Annotated in this window: 19 protein-coding genes and 1 pseudogene; 7 read left to right on the top strand and 13 right to left on the bottom strand. The window is 71.7% G+C overall.

Annotated elements, in window-relative coordinates; genetic code table 11:
* Window positions 1–77: 77 nt before the first annotated feature.
* Entirely contained in the window at window positions 78–1,637 is a 1,560-nt protein-coding gene (locus tag AC3ETA_RS17770; RefSeq protein WP_432193863.1) for a recombinase family protein, read from the top strand.
* Window positions 1,638–1,870: 233 nt separating this feature from the next.
* On the opposite strand, the gene AC3ETA_RS17775 is transcribed toward AC3ETA_RS17770, so the two are convergent.
* From AC3ETA_RS17775 to AC3ETA_RS17785, 3 genes are all read right to left on the bottom strand, one after another.
* A complete protein-coding gene (locus tag AC3ETA_RS17775; RefSeq protein ID WP_432193864.1) occupies window positions 1,871–2,707 on the bottom strand; it encodes a serine/threonine-protein kinase in 837 nt (278 codons plus the stop codon).
* A gap of 69 nt (window positions 2,708–2,776) precedes the next feature.
* Window positions 2,777–3,220, bottom strand: a complete 444-nt coding sequence (locus AC3ETA_RS17780; RefSeq protein ID WP_432193865.1) for a glycine-rich domain-containing protein — start codon at window positions 3,218–3,220, stop codon at window positions 2,777–2,779.
* 195 nt (window positions 3,221–3,415) lie between these two features.
* Window positions 3,416–3,547, bottom strand: coding sequence for a hypothetical protein (locus tag AC3ETA_RS17785; RefSeq protein ID WP_432193907.1), 132 nt, complete (start codon window positions 3,545–3,547; stop codon window positions 3,416–3,418).
* Window positions 3,548–3,969: 422 nt separating this feature from the next.
* On the opposite strand from AC3ETA_RS17785, the gene istB reads away from it, so the two are divergent.
* Window positions 3,970–5,190: an IS21-like element helper ATPase IstB gene (istB, locus tag AC3ETA_RS17790; protein ID WP_432193866.1), complete on the top strand. Its 1,221-nt coding sequence runs from the start codon at window positions 3,970–3,972 to the stop codon at window positions 5,188–5,190.
* On the opposite strand, the gene AC3ETA_RS17795 is transcribed toward istB, so the two are convergent.
* From AC3ETA_RS17795 to AC3ETA_RS17805, 3 genes are all read right to left on the bottom strand, one after another.
* Window positions 5,168–5,383 (bottom strand): hypothetical protein, encoded by a 216-nt coding sequence (locus tag AC3ETA_RS17795; RefSeq protein WP_432193867.1) that lies wholly within the window; start codon window positions 5,381–5,383, stop codon window positions 5,168–5,170. The genes istB and AC3ETA_RS17795 overlap by 23 nt on opposite strands.
* A 75-nt stretch (window positions 5,384–5,458) precedes the next feature.
* Window positions 5,459–5,587: a hypothetical protein gene (locus AC3ETA_RS17800; protein WP_432193868.1), complete on the bottom strand. Its 129-nt coding sequence runs from the start codon at window positions 5,585–5,587 to the stop codon at window positions 5,459–5,461.
* Window positions 5,588–5,761: 174 nt separating this feature from the next.
* Window positions 5,762–8,770: a helicase-associated domain-containing protein gene (locus AC3ETA_RS17805; protein ID WP_432193869.1), complete on the bottom strand. Its 3,009-nt coding sequence runs from the start codon at window positions 8,768–8,770 to the stop codon at window positions 5,762–5,764.
* A 247-nt stretch (window positions 8,771–9,017) separates the two neighbouring features.
* Here AC3ETA_RS17805 and AC3ETA_RS17810 point away from each other — a divergent pair, with 247 nt between their 5' ends.
* From AC3ETA_RS17810 to AC3ETA_RS17820, 3 genes are all read left to right on the top strand, one after another.
* Entirely contained in the window at window positions 9,018–10,658 is a 1,641-nt protein-coding gene (locus tag AC3ETA_RS17810) for a substrate-binding domain-containing protein (protein WP_432193870.1), read from the top strand.
* Window positions 10,659–10,733: 75 nt separating this feature from the next.
* Entirely contained in the window at window positions 10,734–11,762 is a 1,029-nt protein-coding gene (locus AC3ETA_RS17815; protein ID WP_432193871.1) for a hypothetical protein, read from the top strand.
* A gap of 273 nt (window positions 11,763–12,035) precedes the next feature.
* A complete protein-coding gene (locus AC3ETA_RS17820) occupies window positions 12,036–12,662 on the top strand; it encodes an HAD family hydrolase (protein ID WP_432193872.1) in 627 nt (208 codons plus the stop codon).
* Here AC3ETA_RS17820 and AC3ETA_RS17825 read toward each other — a convergent pair.
* Window positions 12,638–12,889, bottom strand: a complete 252-nt coding sequence (locus tag AC3ETA_RS17825) for a hypothetical protein (RefSeq protein ID WP_432193873.1) — start codon at window positions 12,887–12,889, stop codon at window positions 12,638–12,640. The genes AC3ETA_RS17820 and AC3ETA_RS17825 overlap by 25 nt on opposite strands.
* Window positions 12,890–13,054: 165 nt before the next feature.
* Between AC3ETA_RS17825 and AC3ETA_RS17830 the strand changes: the two genes are divergently transcribed.
* A complete protein-coding gene (locus AC3ETA_RS17830) occupies window positions 13,055–13,438 on the top strand; it encodes a cold-shock protein (RefSeq protein WP_030958134.1) in 384 nt (127 codons plus the stop codon).
* A gap of 32 nt (window positions 13,439–13,470) precedes the next feature.
* Here the strand turns inward: AC3ETA_RS17830 and AC3ETA_RS17835 are convergent, their stop codons facing one another.
* The 4 genes from AC3ETA_RS17835 to AC3ETA_RS17850 all read right to left on the bottom strand — a co-directional run bounded on the left by AC3ETA_RS17835 (window position 13,471) and on the right by AC3ETA_RS17850 (window position 17,005).
* Window positions 13,471–14,316 (bottom strand): 1,4-dihydroxy-6-naphtoate synthase, encoded by an 846-nt coding sequence (locus AC3ETA_RS17835; protein ID WP_432193874.1) that lies wholly within the window; start codon window positions 14,314–14,316, stop codon window positions 13,471–13,473.
* The gene (locus tag AC3ETA_RS17840) at window positions 14,306–14,953 is read right to left on the bottom strand and encodes a futalosine hydrolase (RefSeq protein ID WP_432193875.1); all 648 of its coding nucleotides are present in this window, start codon (window positions 14,951–14,953) and stop codon (window positions 14,306–14,308) included. Before AC3ETA_RS17840 ends, AC3ETA_RS17835 begins: the two co-directional genes overlap by 11 nt.
* A gap of 23 nt (window positions 14,954–14,976) precedes the next feature.
* Window positions 14,977–15,450 carry a DUF2771 domain-containing protein gene (locus AC3ETA_RS17845; protein WP_432193876.1) on the bottom strand — a complete coding sequence of 158 codons (474 nt, stop codon included), beginning with the start codon at window positions 15,448–15,450 and terminating at the stop codon, window positions 14,977–14,979.
* 127 nt (window positions 15,451–15,577) lie between these two features.
* Window positions 15,578–17,005: an MFS transporter gene (locus tag AC3ETA_RS17850; protein ID WP_432193877.1), complete on the bottom strand. Its 1,428-nt coding sequence runs from the start codon at window positions 17,003–17,005 to the stop codon at window positions 15,578–15,580.
* 291 nt (window positions 17,006–17,296) lie between these two features.
* On the opposite strand from AC3ETA_RS17850, the gene AC3ETA_RS17855 reads away from it, so the two are divergent.
* Window positions 17,297–18,223, top strand: coding sequence for a DUF3027 domain-containing protein (locus tag AC3ETA_RS17855; protein WP_432193878.1), 927 nt, complete (start codon window positions 17,297–17,299; stop codon window positions 18,221–18,223).
* Window positions 18,224–18,226: 3 nt separating this feature from the next.
* Here AC3ETA_RS17855 and AC3ETA_RS17860 read toward each other — a convergent pair whose 3' ends face one another.
* Both AC3ETA_RS17860 and AC3ETA_RS17865 read right to left on the bottom strand, forming a co-directional pair.
* A complete protein-coding gene (locus tag AC3ETA_RS17860) occupies window positions 18,227–18,838 on the bottom strand; it encodes a Uma2 family endonuclease (RefSeq protein WP_432193879.1) in 612 nt (203 codons plus the stop codon).
* 52 nt (window positions 18,839–18,890) lie between these two features.
* Window positions 18,891–19,181: pseudogene (locus AC3ETA_RS17865) on the bottom strand (helix-turn-helix domain-containing protein); the annotation flags it as partial.
* Window positions 19,182–19,209 lie beyond the last annotated feature (28 nt).

The following is a 19,209-nucleotide window of genomic DNA, read 5'->3' on the forward strand; positions in this document are numbered from 1 at the left end:
CAGAAACAACGCCTGTCACAGCACGGGCTATGCCCCGTGCCCGACGCCGGAAGGGCGTCCCGGCCAGCGCGCCGGGGATGCGCGCCGCTATCTATGTTCGCCTATCGCGCGAAACCGACGAGACGACTTCGCCCGAGCGCCAGCGCGCGGCCTGTGAAGCGTTGTGCGAGGCACGCGGCTGGGAGGTCGTGGCAGCCGAGGAAGACATCGATGTCTCGAGCTTCTCGCGTGGGCTCGACCGGCCGGGACTGCAACGCATCCTGACCAGGCTCGCCGAGCTGGACGTGATCGTGTTCTTCAAGATCGACCGGCTTGCGCGCTCGACGGTCGACTTCGCGGAAATCATGCGACTCGCCGAGCACCAGAGCGTTGCGCTCGCGTCGGCGACGGAGCCGCTCGACCTCACGTCGTCCATGGGCCGGGCCATGGCGAAGGTGATCGCGGTCTTCGCCGAGCTGGAGTCCGACACCATCGGGATGCGGGTGTCCAGCGCGCACGAGCACCTGCGCCGCGAGGGCCGCTACACCGGCGGTCGGGTCCCGTACGGGTACATGGTCGTCCCCAACCCGAGCGGGGCGGGCAAGGTCCTTGCGGTCAACGAGGACGAGGCCAAGACGATCAAGCGGATCGTGGAGCGGGTTCTGGCCAAGGACTCGCTCATGCAGATCATCAACGACCTCAACAAGGAGGGCGTCCCCTCGCCTGGCCACACGTCACGCCAGACCACCGGCAAGCGCAGCGACTCCAAGCAGTGGTACACGACGACGCTGCGTAGCCTGCTGGGCAATCCGCAGTTGCTTGGCCAGGTGATCGAGGACGGAAAGCCGATCCTGCGGACGGACGGACTTCCCCTGGTCAATCGCCCGCCGATCCTCGACACGGACACCTGGCAGGCGCTCCAGGACGAGTTGGAGCGCCGGGCCAACCCTGGCGAGAAGCGCAGGGAAGGGACGTCGCTGCTGCGCGGCATCATGCACTGCGGAGTCTGCGGCGAGCGCATGTACACCTTCAGCGGGCGCAACGGTCAGCTTCGATACCGGTGCATCGGCCCTCTGAAGTACCGCCAGCGGGCGGCCAAGGGGGAGGAGAAGCACGGCGTGAAGTGCTACGGGCCGACCGTGGCCGGGGTGACCACCGAGGAGCACGTCACCGAGCACTTCCTCGCGAAGTACGGGCACCTTTCCGTGATGCGGATGGTCCAGGAGGCGGGCGAGGACTTCCGGCCGCAGATCAGGCAGGCCGAGGAAGCGTTGGCCGACCTGCAAAAGGATCGCTACGACCGGGGCCTGTTCAGGGGCGACGACGGAGCGATCCGGTACGCGGAGCAGTACGCCAAGCTGGAAGAGCGTCTGGCGTCCCTGAAGGAGAGGCAGCGAACGGCGAAGCCGGGCGGCGTGAAGGCGGAGCCGACCGGAGAGACGCACGCCGAGCAGTGGAAGCGCTCGGACGTGGCCGGTAAGCGAGATTTGCTGTTGAACGCGGGCGGCTACGTGGAGGTGGCACCCGCGCGGCGTGGCGGCAAGAAACTGGACACGTCGCGTCTGTCGGTGTACTTCGGCGAGGAGGGGCACATGCGGCGGGCGGCAGCGGCGAAGGAGAGCGAACAGGAGACCGAGGCGGCTGACAGCCAGCGCTGACGCCTACGTCACCGGACACACGCAGCGGCGCCCCCACCGGACGGACGAGGTGGGGCGCCGCTCTTCTGTGTTCAGGTCGGGCGGCGTGCTGGTCGGGGTTGTGCCAAGGGCCGATGACCTTGATAGAGGGGCGGCAATACGACAGCGCCGCACCGTCGCGGGTTGTGAACTCGACTGTCTCTGCAACAAGGCGGTAGCCGTGTGAGAGGCGCCGACGGACCGGCGCTTCGGAATCAGCTCAGTGCCTTGCCCACCTCGGAGATGGTGGGTCGGTCTCCTGGCGCGTGGCTGAGCATGGCGTCGATCAACTCGCCCAGCTCACCCGGCGCCTTCACGAGCCGGCGCCGACCGTCCGCCACGGCCTCTCTCTGCACCGAGCGGGGAGCGTCGTCCGGGTACTCCATCGCCCGCCAACCGGTAGCGGAGATCAGCAGGGAGGCGCCGAGCGCGTACACGTCGGCTTCCTGCGTCGGCTCGGCTTCTCCCGTGTCGAGCACACTGCGTGCGATCTCCGGTGCCTCGTAGTGGACGAGGCAGCCGCGGAACGGGAAGTCGTACCCCTCGGGCACGTGGCCGCCTCGGGCAAGAGCAAGGTCAATGAGGTGCGTCCACTCCGGCCCGATGATGAAGTGGGCGGGCTGTACGTCACCGTGCGCCCAGCCCTTGGCGTGGAGTTCGGCCAGCGACTCGACGCAGCCCAACGCCACGCTGGTGTGCGGTGCGATGGAGGAGTCCGGCCTACGGCAGGGCTCCCACAGTCGGTACAGGTCCGGCCCCTCACGCCACGGCTGGAAGTTCCATGTCCCGTGGTCCCACTCGCCGTACGCGAAGTCGGCGAAGCCGAGGCGATACAGCACAACACCCTCGCGAGCAGGCGCAAGAGCAGTCCAGGGCTGGGCGGGCCAGTCGGCCGTGGCCTCGATCGGATAGCCGACTTTCACGGCGTGGTGGCCCCGAGGGCCCTCCACCTCCCAGACCATGGATCCCCGACGATTGAGGACCAGGCGCCAAGCCGTAGGCATGAGCGCGTCGAGCACCACGATCGGCAGTTCAGGGGGTGAGCCGGGCAACTCGCTTCTCCTTCCGGGCGAACGCGGCCGACCACGAGTCGAGGCCGGCCGCGTCGCTGCTGTCGTGTGCTACGCCTGTCCGTACGGTCGTCCGCAGTCCGAGTCGCACTGCGCGAGGTTCGTGCCGTCCACGGTCCACAGGTCGTCGAAGACCATGAACCCGGCCGCCTTCATGGCGCGTGCCGAGGTGGCGACCTTCTCAGGGGCGCGGGCCCCTCCGCCTGGCTTTGGGTTGTGGTGCAGGAAGCGGCCCGCGTACCGCTCGCACAGCTCCGCGTACTCCTTCGTGTGCAGGATGAGCGCGTGCAGACCGAGGTCCACGTCATCCGACGGGACCATGGGAACCGTGGCGATGGCCGCCGTGACCAGAAAGGCCACCGCCTGGTCCGCGATCCGCTCGGCACGGTCGGGCGACTGCCCGTTGTGGATGACCACGAAGTGGGCGAGGCTCTCGAACAGCTCCTCACCAGCCACCGCGCGTCCGGTCTTCTGATCGTTCGCCGTTGCCGTCATGCGACTGCTCCTTGTGTGTGTCGGTGCGTGGGTTGGATGGCCGGCCCCGAACGGGGAAGGGGAAGCTGGGGGTTGGCGCCCGTCCGGGGCGGCCCGTCTACTGGCCCATGGCGAGAGCCATGCCGATCACCAGGCCGCACGAGCCGCTGATCACCACGATGAACAGGACTCCCGCGTACTGGCCGATAACGCGCATCACAGCGCGGCCCGACGGTTGCGGTTCTTGATGGCCAGACGTGCGCTCAGTTCCTCCCGCGCACTCGGCGGCTCCACGTTGTCCGGCATGGCGTCCCACTCGGCGCCGCCGCCGATCGGCCTTATCTGCACACGGCACACGACCACCAGCGATCAGCTGGGAGGAAGTCGGAGCTCCCGTCCAACCGCCTGCCCGATCCTACGGATCAGAAGGTCGATGGCTTGGTTGGCGATCACAGTTCCTCTCCCAAGGCAGACCTGCCGTTCGCTCCTTGACAACGTTGGTGGTCTTCCTTGGCAGGTCTGCGTAGCCACGTTGACCAGGTGAACCGCTCCACAGCTCGGACCTGTCCGTTAGTGTGTGCATCACATCTGATCGCATGGATGATCAGTGGTCCGTTCACGTGGGTCCGTCGTTCCGCTCACCACTCGACCAAACGTCCAGTGTGCCTGATCGTTCCCCAAGCCCCGCAGGAGTCCCGCGGAGTCCTACAGGATGTCTTTTCATTCCTGTGAGTGGTGTGGTTTCACCTGTACGGCGGCGGTTGCGAAGAATGCCGAACGTGCAGGCCATCGATCGTGAACCGTCCCCTCCGACCACCACCCTCGGATTCGCCCTGTTTGCCACCCGCTGGTTGCAGGCGCCGCTCTACTTCGGCCTCGTGGCCGCGCAGGGGGTGTACGTCTACAAATTCTTCAATGAACTCTGGGCCTTAATTCTTCGCTGTGTGACCGGGCAGGCCACTGAGACGTACGTCATGCTCGCCGTGCTCAAGCTCGTCGACGTCGTCATGATCGCGAACCTGCTGATCATGGTGATCGTCGGCGGCTACGAGACCTTCGTGTCCCGCATCGGCCTCCAGGGCCACCGTGACCAGCCCGAATGGCTCTCACACGTCAACTCCAACGTGCTGAAGGTCAAGCTCGCCACCGCCATCGTGGGCATCTCCTCGGTCCATCTGCTCCAGATGTTCGTGGACGTCCACCGCACCTCGCACCACTCGCTGATGTGGGGCACGGTCATCCACATGGCGTTCATCGCCTCGGCGGCGATCCTGGCGTACATGTCGGGGCCGATGGCCGCGCACACCGAGCGGGCCCATCAGCAGACGCACCACCACGAGCCCGGCCCCGAGGAGCCCGCCGCGAAGGTCTTCGTGCCGGCGCAGGCCGGCCCGCGCGAGGACGAGCCGAGCGCGGAGGAGCGGCTGCGCGCCGCCGGGTTCCCCGCCCGCAAGCTGCTGGAGGACTTCGACTCCGAGCATCCGCGCACCTTCGACCGGGAGGCCGTCGCCCGGCTCGGAAAGCTGGACTTCGTCACCGCCGGACGCAACGTGGTCTTCGTGGGACCGCCCGGCACCGGCAAGACGCACCTCGCCGTCGGGCTCGGGGTGCGGGCCTGCCAGGCCGGGCACTCGGTGCTGTTCGCGAGCGCCGTGCAGTGGGCGGCCCGGCTGGCCGCCGCCCGGGACGCCGGACGGCTCGCGCGGGAGCTGGCCGCGCTCGACGCGCATGCCCTGCTGATCGTCGACGAGGTCGGCTACACGCCCTTCGACCCGGAGACCGCCGCGCTCTTCTTCCAGCTGGTCGCGCACCGCTACGAGCGGGCCTCGCTGATCGTGACCAGCGACCGTCCGCTCGCCCGCTGGGACGAGGTCTTCGGCGGCCCCTCGGCCCTGGCGATGGCGGACCGGCTGGCCCACCACGCCGAGCTCGTACGGATCGAGGGCGAGAGCTACCGGATGCGCCGCGCTACTTCAGCGTGGGCAGACTGACGTTGTTGATCAGCGGTCCCTCGATGGTGAGCCCCTCGGTGATCAGGGGCTCCCCGCCGGCCGCCGGGAGCGGCAGTGGCAGCGAGGGTGCCGCGGCGGCCACCGGCGCGAGGGCCGTGACCAGGGCCGCGGCCGCCGAGAGAGCGGCGACGGACAGGGCGGTACGGCTGCGGGCGGTGCGCTCGAAACGCATGGGGACCTCAGAGCCTTTCGGTGGAGGAGAGGGCGGGCCGGCCCTGGTTCGCCGGGACCGGCCCCATGGAGTGCGTCAGACCTGCGGGGTCTCGACCACCAGCCCGGCGATGTCGATACTGACCGCGGCGGCCTGCGTGGTGAAGGCACCGACCATCAGGGCCGCGGCGGCCAGGACGGTGGCGAGACGACGCGCTGTGCGCATGGGACAACTACCTCTCTACTGCGCTCACTTGAGCGTGATCAGGACACCGGGTGGCTGCCCTGCGTCACGCGGCGCAATGCGGAAAGCTCCGAAAGGTCCCTCAAGAGTTGGAAAGGCCCGGCGTGGCGTGCATGGACCGTCGCCTGCGCCCGCGGGAGTGAATCGGCACGGCCGTCAGATCTGGTCGTCCGCGAGTTCGGCGACGCCCGTGATCCGGTGCAGCGGATACGTCCGTACCTCGTCCGCGGTGTGGTCGTACGCCGTCACGAACCCGCCCTCGACCCGCACCGGAGCGATCACCCGCTGGCTCGCGGAGCCCTCGGCGTTGACGTACCCGATCCACAGCGACTCGCCGGTCAGGACGGCGGCCTGCATGGTGGCGAGGGTCTCGGCGGAGGTGGTGCGGGGCAGCTCGCCGCCGGTCATCGCGGGGGCCGCCCCGCTCGGCTTGCGGGGTGTCGTGGAGGCGAGGTCGCCCGCCCGGATGGCGCGGATCGCGGCGGCCAGCAGCGTGGCGTCCGGCGTCGGCGGGCCGTCCGGGACCGGCTCGGGGGCCGAGCGCGGCGGGGTGCGGTGGGCGTCGGCGCGGGTGATCAGGACGTCGCCCTCCGCCGACTCGGCGGCCGGCGCGAAGCCCATCGCGCGCAGACCCTCCAGCAGCCCCGCCGGGTCCGCCTGGGCGGCCAGCACGGTCGGCGCCAGGCGGCGCAGCCGCAGACCGGCGGCCCGCTTGTCGGCGAGGATCTCGTTCAGCACCGCGTCGTCGTCGCAGCGGACGTACGCCGACGCCGCGCCCACCCGCAGATGGCCGTGCTTACGGGCCACGTCGTCGATCAGATACGCCAGCGGCTGCGGCACCGGCGTGCGCGAGTGCTCGGCGAGGAAGGCGTGCAGGTCGGAGGCGCTGCGCCCGGCGTCAAGCGCCCGGCGCACCGAGCCGGGCGTGAACCGGTACACCGTCGCGCCGCCCTTGGACTCGACGTCCGCGAGTACGCCCAGCGTGTCGGCGAGCGGCCGCCGCAACGGTCCCGGCGCCACCGCCGTCAGGTCGGCCTGGAGCAGGACGTGGTCCAGCGGCTCGGGCAGCAGCGGGGCGAGCAGCCGGGCGGCGGCAGCGGAGGCGACGGCCTGCTCGGCGGCGGAGAGGGGCTCGGGCGGGCCGGCCGGGCGCGGGTGCTCGTGATGGACGGGGAGTTTGTCGCCGGGACCGGTGGAGGCGTCGCCGGGCGGGGTCGGACCCGCGGGGCCGGCGGCCGAGGCCGACGGGGTGACGGCTGCGGGGCCGCCGCCGCGGGTCGTTACAGCACTCGCCGTACTCGCCGTACTCGCCGCACTTGCCGCACTCGCGGCAGTCGGGGTCGCCCGGGTTGCCCCGGTCGCCCCGGTCGCCCCGGTGGTCGCGGTCGGGCCGGTCGCCCCGGTCGGGCCGGTGGTCGCGGTCGGGTCGGTCGCTCCGGTCGGGCTGCTGGCCGTGGTCGCCCCGGTCGCCCCGGTCGGGCTGCTGGTCGCGGTCGCCCCGGTCGCCCCGGTGGCCCCGGTCGCTCCGGTCGGGCCGGTGGCCGTGGTCGGGCCGGTCGCCCCGGTGGCCCCGGTCACCCCGGTCGGGCCGCTGGTCGCGGTCGCCCCAGTCGCCCCCGTCGGGCCGGTTGCCGACGGGCCGGAACTCCGGTCCCGGTCGCCCGCCGGCTTTCCGCCGGGACCCGCCTCGGGCGCCCCCAGCAGTGCCCGCCCGTGCGCCGACAGTGCCCCGCGGCCCGTCACGCCCAGGAGTTCCGCCTCGTTCAGCGTCCACCGGGCGAGGCGGGCGCGCAGGTCGTCGTCGCGCTGAGGGCCGCGCAGCGGGCGCTCCCAGCGCAGCCGGGCCAGCACCGACTCCGGCGACGGGGACGCGCCCTGCGGCAGTCCGGCGAGCAGCGTCAGCACCCGGTGCCGCACCTCGGGCGCGGCGGAGCGGTCCAGGCCGGGGCCCAGCGCCGACAACGTACGGTCCTTGGCGTCCCGCCCGCCGACCACGCCGGCCGTCCGCGTCGCCGCGAGCCATGACTCCGCCAGCCGGGCCCAGCGCTCGGCGGCGGGCTGCTCCAGCCACTCGTCGTAGTCGGGGGTCGCCGCGAACCGTTCGTCGGCCTCGCCGTCGGAGGCCAGCAGGCCCGCCGCGTAGGCGAGTTCGGTCCAGAAGGCGGCCACCGGCTCGGGCACGTCGAGGGCGACGGCGGTGCGCTTGAGGTCGCGCACGCTCAGACCGCCGGCGCGCAGCACCGCGGGGCCGCCCTCGTGCCAGTCCTTCAGCAGCTCCTCGACGGTGGCCAGCGCGGTGTACGCCTGTCCGGCCGCCGTCCTGTCCACAACCTGTGGACTGTGCGTCGAGGCCGGCTCGACGGGCGGCGGCAGCGGCTCGGTGGCGCGGTGCGCGCGGCCGGAGCGCAGGTGCAGGGCCACCTCGCGGGGGAGTACGACCGTGCCGGGCGCCGTCGGCAGCAGGAGGCCGCGGTCCAGGAGCCAGCGCAGGCGGGCCGCCGGGTCGGCGGTGACCTGGCCGTACGGCGGCCCCCAGACCAGGCGGGCGAGGACCTCCCGGGACTCCTCCGGGGCGTCGGCGAGGAGCGCCGCCATGCGCGTGCGGTCGGTGAACAGCGCGGTGAGCGACGACACCGCGGACACCGCGTCGTGGGTCGAGGGCAGCCCGGCCGTCGTGACGATCTCCTGGACACGGCCCGGCGACATGCCGGCCGTCGCCTCCTGCACGGTCGGTCCGAGGCCCGTCGGTGAGGGGTGCTGCGGGGAAGGCGTGAGCAGCTCGCGCGCCGTGCGCACCAGGCGCAGCCGGTCGTCGGCGCCCCACACCAGGGCCTGCTCGCGCAGGGTGCCCAGGGCGTGCGGCAGCGCACCGGTGACCGCCGGGTCGCCCTCGTCGCCGGCCATCAGGGCGAGCAGCTCGTCGTACGTCGCCGGGTCCGCCGCCACGGCCAGCGCCTCCGCCGTCTGCAACGCGAACCGGTCCAGGCGCTCCAGGGCGCGCACCACCGAGGCCCGGGTGCCGGCACGGGTCGCCAGCTGCGTCAGGTCGGTCGGGACGGGGGTGATGAGGTCGGGCCGGCTGCGCAGAAGCACGGTCAGCGAGGCGTCGTCCCGCACGCGGAGATCCTCCGCGAGGGAACGGGGCGGTGTGGCCGGGTCGCTCATCCTGCCCACGTTAGCGGGTCGCCTCCGGCGGCCGGGCCGACAGCGGCGGGGTGGTTTCGCGTGCGGCGTCCCGGCGCCCGCCCGGCACCCGACTCCCTCCGCGCGGGCAAACAGAACGTTTCGTAGATGGCCCCGGGATGAACATCAGCCGGAGGATTCCGGCACCCCTGGCAACACCCATCCCCCACTCGTCACCCTGGGCTCTCGGTCAACTACTTCACAGCTCAAGGGAATTGCGGGGGACCCGATGAGTGAGCAGGCCGAGCAGTGGATCGCGATCCTGAGTCTCGCGTTTCCCGTCGCCGCGTTCCTGTGGGAGTTCGCCGTCGTCGGCCGCAAGCGGCTCGGCTACCGGGTGCAGATGGACACCCTCGCCGCGGACGCGGCCGACAAGCCGTACGCCGATGTGCTCGGGGACATGCGGCACGACGGCCACCAGCTCAAGGACCCCTCGTTCGTCCTGCTGCGCATCGAGAACGCCGGATCGACCAAGATCGTCTCCGAGGACTACCTGGCCGACCCCGCCGACCCGTACGGCATCAAGGTCACCTTCCGCGACCGCCGCGTCGCCGCCGTGGTCCTCACCGACCCCAGCAACAACGCGCTGCGCGACTTCTTCTTCGAGGAGGTCACCGAGGGCGACAGCGTCCGCACCGTCGCCAAGCCCGGCTTCCGCCGCAACAACAACACCGGCGACCGCACCGGCACCATCCGGCTCCCGAAGGTGACCCTGCCCCGGGGCGCCGAGTACAAGGTGCTCGTCGTGCTGGAACGCTGGCCCGAGGACAGCAGCACCGACCCCTTCCCGGACCCCGTCGTCCAGGGCACCGACGGACAGGAGCGCTGGTACGACCCGCTGATCCGGCTGCTGAGGCTGAAGGCGACCAGGACCGAGAGCCACGTCTTCGCCTCCCGGCCCGCCTGGTGGGTCATCTGGATCCTGATCGCGGCCGTCGCCGTACAGGCCAACTTCACGCTCTTCCTCCGCCAGGACAAGCGGCCCCCGCTGGACTGCGTCCAGGGCACCCTGTACCTGCACGGCTCCACCGCCTTCGCCCCCGCGGTCAGGGCCGCCGCCCAGGACTACCTCCAGCGCTGCGACGGCGCGGACGTGCAGATCCCGCTGGCCGACGACACCTTCAAGGGCAGCACCGACGGCGTCACCGAGCTCGACAAGGCGGGCAAGGAGGCCGAAATCCCCGTCGGCGAGGGCCTGCGCGACCACATCGCCTTCACCGACGGCCTCGCCTCCGACGGCCACCCCCGGCTGATCCCCGAACCCGTCGCACTGTCCGTCTTCACCCTCGTCGTCAACAAGGACGCCGGTGTGGAGAACCTGAAACTGGACCAGATACGGGACGTCTTCGCGGGCCGCGTCCGGAACTGGTCGGACATCGGCGGCAACGACGTACCCGTCCACCTCGTCAACCGCGACCCCGGTTCGGGCACCCGCAGCACCCTCGTGGCCAAGGTCCTCGCCGGCAAGGAACCGCCCCAGTTCACCGAGACCGACTGCGCCGCCCTCGACCCGAGGCGGTACGGCCGCTGCGAGGTCACCAGCACCGACACCATGCTGAACACGACCGCCTCGACCCCCGGCGCCGTCGGCTACAGCGAGGCCACCGCCGTGGCCGGCCACCGGGCCGCGGACGGGCTGGTCAAGGTCACGATCGACGGCAGGCAACCGACCGCGGAGGGCGTCGGGGCCAGCAACTATCCGTACTGGCAGACCGAGTTCGCCTACACCTACGGAGAGGCCCCGGCCGGCTCCGTCGCCGCGGCCTTCCTGAACTTCCTCACTCGGCAGAGCGGGCGCGACATCCTCCGCGATCACGGCCACGGCCTGTGTTCCGAAGTGCAGAACTCGGGCGAGTGCCGCCCGGCCTGAGCCGCCTTCCCCGTCCTGTCCTGCGCTAACGTCGTCCCACCGGGCATCCAACGCACCCACCCCGGAGGGGACTTCGTGGGGATCGAGAGCGACCAGGTCGTCTACGAGTATCTGAGCCGCGTCGGCGACGTGGCGCAGCAACGGCAGCTGCCGTCGAACACCCGTATGCGCCTGGTGAACGAACTTCGCGGCGAGATCGACCGGCGGCGTGCCGAGGCCCCCGTCGACAGTCCCGCCGCCGTCCGCCGCATCATCGCCCGTCTCGGCACCCCGGACGAGGTCGTCACGGCCGCGGGGGGCACCCCCTCCGGGGGAAGCACGTCCGCCGGGGGAGGCACCGCCACCGCCCCGCGGAGTCCGGTCGCCCCCGTGCCCCTGCAGCCGACGAGCCGGGACGAGGACGCCGGTGCCAGGCGCCGCAAGGGGCTGCGCCGGATCGTGCCGCGCCCGCGTCCCGCCGAGCCCACCGCGGCCCGCGACGACGCGCCTGCGCCGCCCCATCTCGCGAGCACCGCGGACCTCGGTGACAGCGCCGTCCAGCCGGACTGGTGGCGGGTCGACAGCAGCCCCTTCGGTCCCGGCGAGGACGTCCCGGGATTCGTCGGCGGCATCGAGATCCCGGAGATGCTGAGGCGCCCGCCCGCGAAGGACGAGACGCGCCCGAAGAAGCCGGAGCCCGCCGAGGAGCCGGCCGCACTGGAGAAGGCCGAGGAGGACGAGCCGAAGGGCCGCCGCCGCTTCCTCCGCCGGCCCGCCCTGCCCTCCGGCCGCTGGAGCAACCCCCTCCTGCTGATCGCCGCCGCCCTGCTCGTCGCCGGGGCGATCCTCGGCAACCTCCTCGCCCTGCTCCTCGGCTGGCTCATCGCCTGGGGCTCGCGCCGGCTGAGCGACGCCGAGACCAAGTGGGCGGTGATCATCCTCCCCGCCCTCTCCCTCACCGCGGGCGTGGTCTGGCTCTGGGGCCGCACCGACGACCGCTGGGGCGCCCCCGTCACGGAGGGCCACACGAACACCGCGATCGCCGAGACCTGGCCCTGGGTACTGCGGGGCGCGGCACTGGCATCGGCACTGTTCATCGTGTGGCGGTCGCAGAGGCAGCGGTGACTCTCCGACGGGGGCGAGCAGGCCGCCCAGGGGCGCGGGGCTGTATCGACGCACGGCTCCGCCGCGTGGGCGCGCTCAGCCGCAGGTGATCCGGACGGCGCGGCGGCACGGGCCCTCCTCGCCATCCGGCGCTCGCGGAAGTGCCCTGAAGGGGCGCGGGGAACTGCGCGACGAGCCCCCGCTCACCCGCAGCCGCCGTGCCGCGAGCGGCCCCGAGCCACTGGGCGCACCTCACACCCGCCCGGCGTCTGCCCGCAGGCTGACCTGGGCACAATGGCCCATATGGCACTCACCGTCGGCTTCGACCTCGACATGACCCTCATCGACTCCCGCCCCGGCATCCACGCCTGCTACGTCGCGCTGGCCGAACGCACCGGGACATACATCGACGCCGACCTGGCGATCACCCGCCTCGGACCGCCGCTGGAGGAGGAGCTGATCAACTGGTTCCCGGCGGAGCGCACCGCCGCGATCGCCGACCGGTACCGCGAGATGTACCCGACGATCGCCATCACCGCCACGCCCGCCCTGCCCGGCGCCCGCGAGGCGATAGCCGCCGTACGCGCCGCAGGCGGCCGAGCGATCGTCGTCACCGCGAAGTACGAGCCGAACGCCAAGCTGCACCTGGAACACCTCGGCATCGACCCGGACGCGGTCATCGGCGACCTCTGGGCCGAGCAGAAGGCCGAGGCGCTGCGCGAGTACGGCGCGAGCGTCTACGTCGGCGACCACCAGGGCGACATCCGTGCCGCCCGCGCCGCCGACGCCCTGGCGGTCACCGTGGCGACCGGGCCCTACAGCGCCGACGAACTCGGCGCGCTCGGCGCCGACGTCGTCCTCGCGGATCTCACGCGGTTCCCGGACTGGCTCGCCGGTTACCTCGCGGCGCCGCGCGCCTGACGCCTTCCGGCCGCGATCGATCGGAACACTCCGGCACCGGCGACGAGGAATCCGACGCCCATCAACATGCTCAGTCCGAACATGTATGCCGGAAATGGCGTCGTGCCGAGCAGGAACGGGGCCACCGTGACCAGAGTGGCCACAGCACCGATGAAGAACACGACCGCACCGGCACGGATCAGTCGGTCGCCGGGAGCGGCGGAATTCGTTTGGGTTTTGTCACGCACCGGACCAGGGTAGTTCCCTGCGCGAGGGAACTACCGGGCGACGTCTTGTCACCCGCCCGGGGACCATTAGCCTTGGTACCGGCGGGTCGTGGTCGACCCGCTGTAGTGCTATCAAGAGCCGTTTTCAGAAGCAGTTTTCCGACGAGTACGAGGACGAGGACAGACGTGCCTACCGGCAAGGTCAAGTGGTTCAACAGCGAGAAGGGCTTCGGCTTTCTCTCCCGCGACGACGGCGGTGACGTCTTCGTTCATTCCTCGGTCCTCCCCGCCGGAGTTGACGGACTCAAGCCGGGACAGCGGGTGGAGTTCGGCGTCGTGGCCGGTCAGCGTGGTGACCAGGCACTCTCGGTCGTCATTCTCGATCCGACCCCGTCCGTCGCGGCCGCCCAGCGCAAGAAGCCGGACGAGCTGGCGTCCATCGTCCAGGATCTGACGACCCTCCTGGAGAACATCACACCGATGCTGGAGCGCGGCCGCTATCCCGACAAGGCGGCCGGCAAGAAGATCGCCGGTCTGCTCCGCGCGGTCGCCGACCAGCTCGACGTATAGCGCGGGCAGAACCTGGCGGATTCCCGGGATTTCTAGAGGAAATCCAGTGCACGCGGGCCGAGGGGCGGTACCAGTCCCTCGGCCGCGGCACGCGTGAGCAGCCCGCGTACGGCGGCATAGCCGTCCTCGCCGAGGTCGGCCGTGAACTCGTTGACGTACAGGCCGATGTGCTGGTCCGCGACGGCCGGGTCCATCTCCTGGGCGTGCTCCATGACGTAGGCGCGGGAGGCCTCGGGGTCGTCCCAGGCGGCGCGTACCGACGTACGGATGGAGTCCGCGAGCCCGGCCAGCGTCCCGGCTCCCAGCGACCGCTTGGCGATGATCGCCCCGAGCGGGATCGGCAGCCCGGTGGTGTCCTCCCAGTGCTCGCCCATGTCGGCGAGCTTGTGGAGCCCGTAGTTCTGGTACGTGAAACGCGCCTCGTGGATGACGAGTCCCGCGTCTACCTTCCCGTCCCGCACCGCGGGCATGATCTCGTCGAACGGCATCACCACGATCTCACCGACCCCTGGGACCGTGTCGGCGGCCCACAGCCGGAACAGCAGATACGCCGTCGACCGCTCGCTCGGCACCGCGACCGTGCGGCCCGTCAGATCGACCCCCGCCTCCCGCGTCAGCACCAGCGGCCCGCAGCCCCGGCCCAGCGCGCCGCCGCAGGGCAGCAGCGTGTACTCGTCGAGGACGTACGGCAGCACGGCGTACGACACCTTCAGCACGTCGAACTCGCCGCGCTCGGCCATGCCGTTGGTGATGTCGATGTCGGCGAAGGTGACGTCCAGCGCGGGGGCGCCGGGGACCCGGCCGTGCGCGAGGGCGTCGAAGACGAAGGTGTCGTTCGGGCAGGGGGAGTACGCGATCTTCAGCGGCTCACTGGTCATGTGGGTTCCAACTCTCCAGTACGGGCGCGAGCTTCCCGAATCCGTCCGCCAGCGCGGCCAGCGCGTCGCCGATGCGCCACGCGGCGCGGTCGCGGGGGCCCACCGGGTTGGAGATCGCGCGCAGCTCCAGCACCGGCGTGCGGTGCGCGCCCGCGGCCTCGGCGACGCCGAAGCCCTCCATGGCCTCGGCCAGGGCGGTCGGGTGGTGCTCACGCAGCCACGCGGCCCGCGCGGCGGTGCCGGTCACGGTGGAGACGGTGAGGACGGCGCCGGGGCGCGCGGCGGTGGCGGCCGCGATCTCCCCTACGAGTGCTGCCGGCGGACGGTGGGTGACGGTGCCGAAGCCCAGCTCGGTGACCGGCAGGAAGCCGTCCGGGGTCTGCGCGCCCAGGTCGGCGGCCGTGATCTCGTCGGCGACGACGAGGGAGCCGACGGGGGCGTCGGGGGCGAAGCCGCCCGCAATGCCGGCCGAGACGACCAGGTCGTAGGGGGCGCCTTCGAGGGCGGCCCGGGTGAGGGCGGTGGCCGTGCCGGCGGCGGCGAGCGCGGGGCCGACACCGGCGGCGATCACCTCGGCGCCGGGCAGCGCGAACGCTCCGGCCACCGCGTCCCGCTCGGCGGGGACCGCGGTGGCCACGAGAACACGTACGACAGACGTGGTCAGCTGTCCTTTTCCAGCTTGAAGGACCACAGGCCCGTCACGTTCTGCTCGCCCTCCTTGATGGTCACCAGCGTGGAGTCGCCGCTGGCGCCGTACTGGGCGTTGAAGAACACGCTGCCCGGGACGGTGCGGTAGGTCTTGGTGCTGGAGTCGGTGAGCGGCTGGCCGTTCATCAGGATCGTCCAGCCCTCGTCGGCGATGTCCGGGTCGACACCGAAGCGCACGGTGTCGTCCGGGTCCACCTTGATGGACTCGATGTCCTTGTTCTTCAGGCACTTCGCCAGGTCCGTGGTCTTGAGGGTTTCGCCCTCACCACCGCAGGTGGCCTCCGAGTGCACGGAGGCGGTGCCGACGGTGACCGTGGCCAGCGGCGTCGGCTGGTCGCAGGCCGACAGGACGAGCAGTCCGGCGGAAACGGCGCCGGCGGCGGCGAGCGCGCGGCGGCGTCGCACAACGGATTGCAGCGTGGTCATGGGCGAAGGCTATCGGGCGGGTGCAGCCGTCCGACTACGTGGGGGGCGGCGTGCCGTATGTCACGACGGTGCCGGGGTGTGCGTCACTGTGCCGCCGCGACCCTGCGTCGCCGCGCCGCCGGGCGCGTCAGCTCACCCGTGGGCGCGCGTGGCCGCCGTGGCGGGCCGAGCCGAGCAGGCCCTTGACGGTGGTCAGCCAGCCCGTGGCGACGATCGCGGCGCCGACCAGCAGCCCCAGCGAGCCCTTCAGCGGCAGCACGATGCCGATGGCGCCGCCGAGCACCCAGCACACCTGGAGCAGCGTCTCGGAGCGCGCGAAGGCCGACGTACGCACCAGCTCCGGCACGTCCCGCTGGATCAGCGCGTCCAGCGACAACTTGGCCAGCGCCTGCGCGAACCCGGCGACCGCCGCCAGGCCGGCCACCATGACGGCGCCGAAGAACATCGCGGCCGTGACCGCCACGGCCACCACGAAGCCGACGACGGTCACGATGATGATCTCCGGCGCCCGGGACCTCAGCCACGCCCCGACCGACGTGCCGAGCGCGTTGCCGGTGCCGGCCGCGACCGCGACTATGCCCAGCGACACGGCGGCGCTCTGGCCGGACATCGGGTGCTCGCGCAGCAGGAACGCGAGGAAGAAGATCAGGAAGCCGGACAGACAGCGCAGGGCGCAGTTCGCGCCGAGGGCGTGCGTGACGGCGATGCCGACCGTGCGCAGCCCGGGCCGCTTGACCGGCTGGCGGTGCGGCCCGTGCAGGTGCTGCTCGTCGGCCGCGAGGAGCGCGGTGTCCTCGCCCTTGGCCGAGTCGACCTTGTGCGGCAGCGTGAAGGACAGGAACGTGCCGGCGATGAAGATCACGAAGGCGCCGTACAGCGGCCAGCGCGGTCCGATCGCCTGGAGCCCCGCGCCGACGGGCGCGGCCACACCGGTGGCCAGGAGGCCGCCCAGGGTGACCCGGGAGTTCGCCTTCACCAGGGAGAAGCGCGGTGGCAGCAGACGGGGCACCACGGCGCTTCTGACGACCCCGTACGCCTTCGAGGCGACCAGTACCCCGAGAGCGGCCGGATAGAGCTGGAGATCGCCGCTGACGACCGCGCTGGACAGCACCAGGGCGAGCAGCGCCCGGGCCAGCATCGCGCCCGCCATGGCCGCGCGGCGGCCGTGCGGGAGGCGGTCGAGGAGGGGGCCGATCACGGGGGCGAGGAGCGTGAAGGGCGCCATCGTGATGCCGAGGTAGAGCGCGACGCGCCCGCGGGCCTCGTCGGTGGGAACCGAGAAGAACACCGTGGAGGCGAGGGCGACGGTGATCATCATGTCCCCGGCGCCGTTCACGCCGTGGAGCTCGATCAGCTTGCCGAGGCCGGACTCGCCGGCGCCCTGCGCGTGCGTGGCCTTGCGGATACCGCGCGCGGGGCCGGTGAGCGGGAAGTGCAGGGCACGGCCCACCGCGCGGAGGGAGCCGCCGATCCGGCTCGTTCCGCCACCTCGGTCACGGCCTCCCTTGGGTCCACCGACACCGGTGGCTCCTTGGGGCGACCTCGCGGTTGCCACGACGCAATAGTGCCCCGAGATGGGGGTGGGTAGTGCGGTTACGGCGCGTATGGAGGGCAAGCTCTCGTTCTCGGCGGGCAGCGCGGAGCGCCGAGAAGCAACGTCGGTGTAGGCCCAGCGGCCGCGAACAGGTAGCGTGCGTATCTCAGCCATCCCGCACAATGGATGACGTAGGTGCGCCCGAGCGCGATTCGGACGCGTACGTCGACGCGGCCCACAGGTCCGCTCCGTTCGCTCCGCCGCCTTCAGGCAGCCGCACCCGAGAGACGGCGTAGGAGAGAAGCGATACCTGTGAGCGCAGCGACAACGCGAAGCCGCACCCCCGACCGTCTGTGCGCCGAGGCGGTCGACCTCGCCCGCAGTGCCGCCGAGGAGGCCGCCGCGCCCGGCGTCGTGGGCGAGCACGCGGGACTGGTCTCCGAGGGCGACCGCGTTGTCACGCACTTCTTCGAGTGCAAGGAGCTCGGCTACCGGGGCTGGCGCTGGGCGGTGACGGTGGCGCGGGCGTCGCGGGCGAAGTTCGTGACCCTGGACGAGGTGGTGCTGCTCCCCGGCCCGGACGCCCTCCTCGCCCCCGAGTGGGTGCCGTGGAGCGAGCGGCTGCGCCCCGGCGACATGGGCCCCGGCGACCTGCTGCCCACGGACGCCGAGGACCTGCGCCTGGAGCCCGGCTGGTCCGGCGAGGACGAGCCGGCACCGAACGCTCCGGTCTCGGAGGAGATGGCGGAGCTGGTCGAGGCGGAGGACGCGGAGGTCACCGCCGGCGCCCCCGCGAACCTGCCGATGGCCCCCTCCCGTGGCTCGATCACCTCGGTCGCCGAGGAACTGGGCATGCGCCGCGCCCGCGTCCTGTCCCGCTACGGCCTGCACGTGGCCGCGGACCGCTGGGAGGAGTCGTACGGCGCGAAGACCCCCATGGCCCAGGCGGCCCCGGCGTCCTGTGTCACCTGCGGCTTCCTCACCCCGATCGGCGGCTCCCTCGGCCAGGCCTTCGGCGTCTGCGCGAACGAGTTCTCCCCGGCGGACGGCCGGGTCGTCTCCCTGACCTACGGCTGCGGCGGCCACTCCGAGGCAGCGGTCATGCCCAAGCCGCCGCGGCCGGCTCCGCCGGTGATCGACGAGACCCGCGTCGACCCGTTCCCGCTGCGTCCGGCGCCGGACTCGGGGTCGGTGTCGGTGGGCGTGGACGGGGAGTCGGCGGAGCTGGGGCACTCGTAGCGTTCAGGACGCCTGCTCGCCCTCGGGCTTGTAGCGGGGCAGGTCCTCGGTGGAGATGGTCCAGTTCGCGATGGTGACGTCTTCGCCGTACAGGAAGTCCTTGCGGGTCGCGTAGCGGGGGCCCGCTGGGGTGGAGTGGATGTCGGTGAAGACGGCGCCGGTTCCGGTGCGGGGGTCGAAGATGGCGTAGACGGGGATGCCGATCATGGCGTAGTCCCGCATTTTGCTAACCCAGTCGTTGTCCGGGTTGGAGCGGGAGACGACCTCGATAGCCGCGATAACTGTTCGGGGGTCGATGGATCCCTGGACGTTCAGGTCGGTCCACGCGATCACCATGACATCGGGGTGGCGCATGATGCCCTCAGGCACATCCTCCACATCGGGTGTGCCGTTGTGCGCCAGCAAGTCATCCGGCATGAGTTTCTCCAAGCGGCGGCTGACGTGCGCGGCCGTGACCTCATGAGGTCCTCCCGGCGACATCATGTCGTGAACGATCCCTTCTTTGGTGATCTCGAACTTGCCAGGGAGGGTGCTGTCCGTGGACTCCACGAAGTCGCGCATGGCTTGGTACAGGTGGGAAGCACCCTGTCGCGCGTTGTCCGGGGCGATGGTCATGGCGCTCGCTCCTCGTGGTCTGTGCCCAGGGGCAAGGATCGTCGCTTTCATGCTAGGCGGCCTCCAAGAGGTTGGTTCGGCAGTCGCGGCAGCGGCCGGGGCCGGGTGCGCGGAAGGGACGGTCGCAGCCGTCGCAGGTCTGGAAGGGATGGCGGACGGTCGGCCGTGGTGCCGGGGCGCGGAACGGAGGCGGGGGCGGTAGCTGCGCGGCCAGGCGGTGGGCCAGCAGGGCCGCCGGTCGGCACAGGGGCTCTGCCGGCAGGTCGGCGGTCAGGGTGTGGCGTACGGCTGTGGGGCTGACGTCGCGCTCCAGCCAGGCGGCGACGCCGGGAGCCAGGTGAGCGTGTGCTGGGGGAGGGAGGGGTGGGGTT

This window comes from Streptomyces sp. bgisy027 (assembly GCF_057710365.1).